The sequence below is a fragment of the Aquimarina ulvae genome (assembly GCF_053613295.3).
The window spans coordinates 1-7,358 of sequence record NZ_JBSIBP030000024.1 but is presented as its reverse complement, the minus strand read 5'-3'; the positions used below and the strand labels follow the sequence as shown (position 1 = coordinate 7,358).

The window sequence follows — 7,358 nt, the reverse complement described above, 5'->3', positions numbered from 1 at the left end:
TGGGAATTTTACGTTATTTTCAGCGCATAAATAAATTATAACCGTCGAATTAAACGTTTAATTCGACGGTTATAATTAAATATATATAGAATATAAAGGACATATATCCTTTATAACATTGTTGTGCTTCATACCCAAAAAACCGAGTAACATAAATGAAAGACATTTTAAAACTGAATAATGAAGAAGCCAAATCTTTATTTTTAAAAAGAGAAAGTTATAGTAATATCAGTTTGCCAGAGTACTTTTCATTTCAAGAATTACTTGACAATATTGACAAAACTCTTAATGGAAAAAATATTTCAGATTTTAGAGATAAAAGTCCAAGAGATATAGAGAATGTTAATTATAAACTTTTATCCAATAAAGATGGAAAATTTGCTTGGAGACCTTTTCAATTAATAAATCCAGCAATTTATGTTTCTTTGGTAAACACAATTACAAAAGAAACTAATTGGAAAATTTTAAAGGAAAGATTCACTCTTTTTCAAGCAAACGATAAAATCGAATGCCATAGTTTGCCTGCTATTTCTGAATCAAAATCAAAAACCAATAAAACTGCCCAGATTTTAAATTGGTGGCAAATGATAGAACAAAAATCACTAACACTTGCATTAGATTATAAATATGTCTTACATACAGACATAGCTAATTGTTATAGCTCAATTTATACACATTCAATTCCTTGGGCAATTCATACAAAAACAAAAGCAAAAAAGAACAGAAGGAATTCATTACTTGGAAATGCAATTGACAACCATTTACAAGATATGAGTTATGGACAAACAAACGGAATTCCTCAAGGAAGTGTTTTAATGGATTTTATTGCCGAAATAGTTTTAGGCTATGTCGACTTGCTTTTAACTGAAAAATTAGACTCAAAAGGCATTTCTGACTATAAAATATTAAGATTTAGAGATGATTATAGAATATTTACAAACAATTCCTTTTTAGCAGAACAAATTGCAAAAGAACTCTCGGAAATTTTATCGAATATTGGACTTAAATTAAATGCGGATAAAACAATTGCGTCTGACGACATTATTAAAAGTTCTCTAAAACCTGATAAGAGGTATTGGATAAGCAACCAAATTATTTCTGGAAGTAAGCAAAAGTGGTTAATACAACTATATCTTCTTTCAGAAAAATTCCCTAATTCTGGAACAATAGAAACTCAAATACGTGATTTCTTAATTGTACTCGAAAAGTCGAAGAAAAACGATTACAATTTAGAGACTTTAATTAGCCTTGCGACTGAAATTGCTTTGAGGAATCCAAGAGTTGTTCCTACTTGCATCGCAATTTTGAGTATTTTTTTAAGCAGAATTAAAGATGAAAAAGATAAACTTATATTAGCTGATAAGATTAGAAATAAATTCAAAGAAGTGCCTAATTCTTCCTTTATGATGGTTTGGTTTCAAAGACTAAATTTAAAAATCAATAAAGCTGAAATTTACTCTGAACCTCTTTGCAAAAAAGTGACAGATAATTCAGTAAAAATATGGAACATTGATTGGCTAAATGACAAATTAAAAAATGTCTTCAATAAAACATCTATAATAGAAGAAAAGACAATTAGTAAAACAAAGAAAAAAGTTTCAAAAACGGAAATAAAGAAAATTATAGCTAAAGCATCATATTATGTATAAAGTACGAAAGCACAACACCGTGTATAATTAATGGCTAGTTCTCGCCTACTTACGAAAATCCTCGCGAATTTTCTATTCAGCTTTTATTTGCTAAATTAGGTGCCTAAACACGCCACTAATCATACACAAACACGTTTTAAGCCATTTGAAAAAACCAATAACTACATTGAAAAATGGATTATTCCGAAACAAATAGACTATCAAGATTAACATCAATCTTAATTCAATTACAGACCAAACGAATTGTAACTGCTTCGGAATTAGCTAATAAATTTAATATTAGCAAAAGAACTATTTACAGAGACATAAAGGCATTGGAACAATCTGGTGTTCCTCTATTAACGGAAGAAGGAAAAGGCTATACATTAATGGAAGGATATAAAGTTCCACCTGTAATGTTTACCGAAAAACAAGCAAATGCTTTAATACTTGCAGAACAATTAGTACTAAATAGTAAGGATGCATCATTTGTTAAGGACTATTCAGAAGCAATAGATAAAATTAAATCAATTCTAAAATATACGACAAAAGATAAAGCTAATGTACTTCTTGAACGTACACGTTATGACGAAAACATACATCGAGAAAGGAATAGTAATAATTTATCAGATTTACAAAATGCATTAACTAATTACAACCTTGTTAAAATAGAATATATCAATAAAGAAAATTCTGCATCAATTAGAATAATAGAACCATTTGCCATATTAAATTCTGAAAATTGGTATTTAGTTGCATTTTGTCGTTTGCGTAACGAGTTTAGGTTTTTTAGACCAGACAGGATTCAAAATTTGGAAATTCTAACAGAAAAATTCGAGCCACATAGGATGACTTTACAGGAATATTTTGACAAATATCAATAACTCTTTTTTACCCTTGCCATAAGGCTGTCATCGACCCAATTTACTTTTTTAGTATAATTATTTTAAAACAAAAAATGACGACACAAATGAACAAAAGTATTAATTCAATCGAATTTCCAAAATCTACTATGATTTCAGTCAATAGTATTGAACTTGAAGTATTTGAAGCAGGCAAAGAGAATAAAGGTAAACCTATCTTGCTTTGTCACGGATTTCCAGAAAATGCATTTTCTTGGCGTTTCCAAATTCGCGAACTTGTTAAAGCTGGTTATCACGTTATTGTTCCAAATCAGAGAGGTTATGGTAAATCATCTTGCCCAACTGAAATAACAGCATATGGTATTGAACATTTAACGGGAGATTTAATTGCTCTACTTGACCACTACGGATATGAAAAAGCTACCTTTATAGGTCACGATTGGGGTGCTAATATTGTTTGGAGTCTAGCTTTATTGCATCCTGAACGAGTAAATAAAATAATAAATTTGGCTTTACCATATATGCAAAGAGGAGAAAAACCTTGGATTGAATGGATGGAAGAAATATTTGGAGCAGATAACTATTTTGTTCACTTTAATCGTCAAATAGGTGTAGCAGATGCTATATTGGATGAACATAAATCTCAGTTTCTTGGTAATTTGTTTCGTAAGAACACTCCACCTGCAATTCCTGAACCAGGTATGATGATGATTAATCTTGCAAAGGCAGAAAAACCACTTGGAGACCCTATAATGAGTGAAAGTGAATTGGCTGTTTATGTTTCTGCTTTCGAAAAATCTGGATTTACAGGAGGTATAAATTGGTATAGAAACCTTGACCAAAATTGGCATTTATTAGCAGACGTGAATCCAATTATTAAACACTCTGCACTTATGATATATGGAGACCAAGATATGATTCCTAAATCGGAAAACTTAACAGATTTTGTTCCTAATGTAGACGTAGTTAGTTTAGATTGTGGTCATTGTATCCAACAAGAAAAACCTGAAGAAACTAATCAAGCCATATTAAAATGGTTAGAACAACATAATGAATAAAGAGGAAATAGAAACATATTATCCTAAAAGTCAAACAGATTGGAGAAACTGGTTAGAAGTAAATCACCAGTTGAAACAGTCTGTTTGGCTTGTTTTTTATAAAAAATCAACAAAAGTTGCCTCTATTAGTTGGAGTGAATCAGTTGATGAAGCACTCTGTTTTGGATGGATAGATAGTACTAAAAAAACAATTGACTCAGAAAGGTACATCCAATATTTTAGTAAAAGAAAACCTAACAGTATTTGGTCTAAGGTAAATAAAGATAAAATAGAATATTTAACTTCAAAAAAACTTATTTGAGAAGCTGGCTATAAAGCTATTGAAACGGCAAAGGAAAATGGTTCTTGGTTTATATTAGATGATGTAGAAGCACTAATTCTTCCTGAAGATTTAAAAAAAGAATTTGACAAAAGAGAGGGAGCTTTAGAATATTACGAGAGTTTAAGTAAATCAGTAAAGAAAATTCTATTAAGTTGGATTGTACTAGCTAAAAGAGATGAAACTAAACAAAAAAGAATTATTGAAATAGCAGAAAATGCTAGTAGAAATACGAAACCAAAACAATTTCGATAAAATAAAACAGCAGACAACCAGCTGTATGTTCCATTGTACAAATAGTTTGTCTTCGCTATCGCTACGCAAACGATTTATACAACGACGTTAAGCTTAACATACAGCTATTCATTACCCACCATTTACAAAAAAACAGTTTATTTAATTCTATGTACGTTTCAAAATCCAATCCGAAATTATATTTAGAGCTTTTACAGAGAATGTCTCTTCAATATTTGAATATTCATCCATTTTACCAGTTTTGGCATTTTGAAATAAATGATTAAGACCTTTAAGTTCAATAATTTCATAATCTTTATTTTTTCCTTTTTCTAATGCTTCTCGCAGACCAGCTTGATTAATTTTTGCTTCTACTTGCGTATCTAAGCTACCATTCAATGAAAGGACAGGACAGTTTACTTTTTCGTATTCATCTGCTGGATTATAGTCATAAAAATAGCGAATCCACTTGGTTGTGCGTATTTCTACTAATCCATTAACTATTTCATTTACTTTAACTTCAGGGACACCTAAGTTTTTAAGTATGGGAGCAATGGTCTCATTATAGTGTGTTTTTAATTCCCGCTTTATCTCAGAAACATTCTTATGCTGTTTTGCAATTTTGATTGCTTCTCTAATTGCATTTTCATAAGCTAATTCATCAGGTACAGGAAACGGACGCATAGTTTTAGACTGAATTACTGAAAGTTCTGTTCCAGAAATTCCAGTACCAGCCAAAGAAACAATAAAAGCAACATCGTTGGTTTTATTTGCTACTAAAGGAGCTATGATTCCACCTTCACTATGTCCTATTAAACCAATTTTATTTACATCAACATCGTCTCTTGTTCTTAAATAATTCATAGCGCTAATTACGTCTAAAGAAAAATCATAAGTAGTTGCATTAGAATGATTTCCTGTTGATTCACCAAATCCTCTATCATCATAGCGCAGAACGGCTATACCTTGTTTAGTAAGGTAATCTGCCAATATCAAAAAGGGTTTGTGCTGTGATATCGTTTCGTCCCTATCTTGCGGACCACTTCCGCTTATCAATATAACAACAGGATGTTTTTCATTTTTTTTAGGACGTGTAAAAGTACCTGCAAGTGTTATATTGGCATCCTTATTTACAAAACTTACTTTTTCTTCAATATAAGAATAAGGTTTTAGTGGCTCTTGAGGTCTTCTGGATTTTGATGTTTCGAGCATCGAATTCCTGGACAGATTTAAGGAAAATGTATTTAAGCCTTCGACTAATTTACCATTAATTAAAGTGCGATTAGCATTGAGTTTTCCACTATATTTCATTCCTACGTTTGATAAGTCAATTATTAAGCTATCAGCGGTGATCAAAGTCTTTAATGCCTTGATTCCATTGACTCTTTGTGTCGGAATATCAACGGTGGTTTGATACGCTTTCCCATCATCTTGAATGTTAAATATAAAATTGAATTTTGTGTCCATATCCACTTCAATGGCACCATTCCATATACCTGTTATATTCTGTGAAATTACCGTTAATGTTAGAAAAAATAGGCAAATTGTTATTATGCTCGTTTTCATAGTTTAAATTTTTAAAATTAGTACAGAGTAATCCTTGCTGAAATTTTTCAGCATAAACTTTTGATTGATTTTTTATTAAAATTTGTCTTTGACTTGGTCTTTAAGAAGATGTATCTTCAAGCTCTTCCAGAATATGAGAAGCAGAAGCTGTTACATTTTTGTATTTGCCATATCCCCAAATGGAAAATAGAATTAGAAAAAATGCCATAACAGGGATGTACCAATATATCAAATTGATGTTTGTAATGAATATGTCCTTTCCTTTAAATACTTTTACTATAGCGGGTAAACTAACTACCAAAAGGATAAAATTAAGGTAAATACCAACTTTTTGTGTTAGCAGAAATTGTCTTTTCTTTCTTGCATATGCTATTAGGGTTTCTTTGTAATTGTTATTGGTTAAGTCTATGTTTTTCATACTTCTAATGGAACGCAACACGATTACTGGAAGTACAGTTAAATAACAAACAGTAAAAATACCAGAGGCCAATAAATACCAAGTGTTCAGCTCATAAAATCGTGAAATAAGCAAAATAGCTGCTATGAAACAGATGACAGCACCTATCCCTTCATACTTTGAAATTATACCAATTTTATTTTTATAACGTTCTTTAGTCATTTCCATAATTAATTTATTGGTTAGTTTTTTCTGATTATCCAGTTGGTCGCTCATTTGAGACCAAGTCGCTTGCATTTCTTCGAGTTCCATAATTTTAATTTTTTATTATCTGCTTGTTCAATTTTTCTTTAATCCTTGCCATACGTGTTCCTATATTACTTGTGGACATACCCGTTATTTCGGATATTTCTTCATACTTTTTTCCCTCTAAAAAAAGAAATATAATTCCTTTGTCAATCTCCCCAAGTTCTCTAATATGAGCATATAGTATCTTAAGACGGTCTTCAAGGACTGGGTCATAATTTTCATTTATTAAAACAATTTCATCGAGTGATGTTTTGTAGCCTTTTCTTTTCTTATTTTTTAGATATAAAAGAGCTGTATTTAATGCGATGCGATAAATCCAAGTACTTCGCTTTGAATTACCTTTAAATGTATTAAAGGATTTCCATAACTGATACACAATATCTTGATATAAGTCCTTTTGATCTTCTTCATCATTGGCATACAACCTTGTGATTTTATAGAGGATGCCTTCATTATCTTGAATTACTTCTACAAATTGTTTTTCTTGTGTCATAAATTATTCGCTATACTCTATTAGTATATACTTATTTGAAAAAAGCACAAAATATTTTATTTTTTTTAATGAGCTTAATATTCTTAATAATAAACGGAGAGGAAAATTTAATATATTGCGTTTTCAGAACACTAAAATTAGTGAAGTGTATAAATTCGAAAAAACTGAAGAACATCGGCAAAAAAAACGGGGGTAACAACGGTAACCGTTGCACAAGCCAGTAATTCTTTAAAAAACGACGTATTCTAAGCCTTTTTAAGAAGGCTTTTTTTATACTGTTTGCTATTTAATTGAGATCTTTAAGGGCTTTATATCGATGCCAAAAAGAGTATAGAACGAAGTTTTTTGTAAATTCTGGACAAAGTAAAGATAGCTGCTCCGCTTTTTACCTTTTTGTTTATAAATTTCAGGTACTTTTTTAAATTATAGGCAGTCGCTGAGAGGTGCATTACCTTGGTTGCCTGCTGTATTCCTATCGTGTTAATTTTTCG

Annotated in this window: 8 protein-coding genes and 1 pseudogene; 5 read left to right on the top strand and 4 right to left on the bottom strand. The window is 30.7% G+C overall.

Translation table 11 applies throughout. The features are described 5' to 3' along the window. Positions 1-155: 155 nt before the first annotated feature. The 5 genes from ACWGOQ_RS23760 to ACWGOQ_RS23740 all read left to right on the top strand — a co-directional run bounded on the left by ACWGOQ_RS23760 (position 156) and on the right by ACWGOQ_RS23740 (position 4,123). A complete protein-coding gene (locus ACWGOQ_RS23760; protein WP_452057931.1) occupies positions 156-1,649 on the top strand; it encodes an RNA-directed DNA polymerase in 1,494 nt (497 codons plus the stop codon). A gap of 173 nt (positions 1,650-1,822) precedes the next feature. Beyond that, positions 1,823-2,512 (top strand): helix-turn-helix transcriptional regulator, encoded by a 690-nt coding sequence (locus ACWGOQ_RS23755; protein WP_452057932.1) that lies wholly within the window; start codon positions 1,823-1,825, stop codon positions 2,510-2,512. Between the two features lie 86 nt (positions 2,513-2,598). Then, on the top strand, positions 2,599-3,549 hold the full coding sequence (locus ACWGOQ_RS23750) for an alpha/beta fold hydrolase (protein ID WP_452057933.1): 951 nt from the start codon (positions 2,599-2,601) through the stop codon (positions 3,547-3,549). Next, positions 3,542-3,850: a YdeI/OmpD-associated family protein gene (locus tag ACWGOQ_RS23745; protein WP_452057934.1), complete on the top strand. Its 309-nt coding sequence runs from the start codon at positions 3,542-3,544 to the stop codon at positions 3,848-3,850. Before ACWGOQ_RS23750 ends, ACWGOQ_RS23745 begins: the two co-directional genes overlap by 8 nt. An 18-nt stretch (positions 3,851-3,868) precedes the next feature. After that, positions 3,869-4,123 carry a YdeI/OmpD-associated family protein gene (locus ACWGOQ_RS23740; protein WP_458202884.1) on the top strand — a complete coding sequence of 85 codons (255 nt, stop codon included), beginning with the start codon at positions 3,869-3,871 and terminating at the stop codon, positions 4,121-4,123. Between the two features lie 147 nt (positions 4,124-4,270). Here ACWGOQ_RS23740 and ACWGOQ_RS23735 read toward each other — a convergent pair whose 3' ends face one another. From ACWGOQ_RS23735 to ACWGOQ_RS23720, 4 genes and pseudogenes are all read right to left on the bottom strand, one after another. Further along, entirely contained in the window at positions 4,271-5,668 is a 1,398-nt protein-coding gene (locus ACWGOQ_RS23735) for an alpha/beta hydrolase family protein (RefSeq protein WP_452057935.1), read from the bottom strand. Positions 5,669-5,768: 100 nt separating this feature from the next. After that, complete coding sequence (locus tag ACWGOQ_RS23730) at positions 5,769-6,377, bottom strand: hypothetical protein (protein ID WP_452057936.1); 609 nt, start codon at positions 6,375-6,377, stop codon at positions 5,769-5,771. Positions 6,378-6,381: 4 nt separating this feature from the next. After that, positions 6,382-6,867 (bottom strand): RNA polymerase sigma factor, encoded by a 486-nt coding sequence (locus ACWGOQ_RS23725; RefSeq protein WP_452057937.1) that lies wholly within the window; start codon positions 6,865-6,867, stop codon positions 6,382-6,384. 308 nt (positions 6,868-7,175) lie between these two features. Further along, positions 7,176-7,358 (bottom strand): annotated as a pseudogene (locus ACWGOQ_RS23720) (hypothetical protein); the annotation flags it as partial.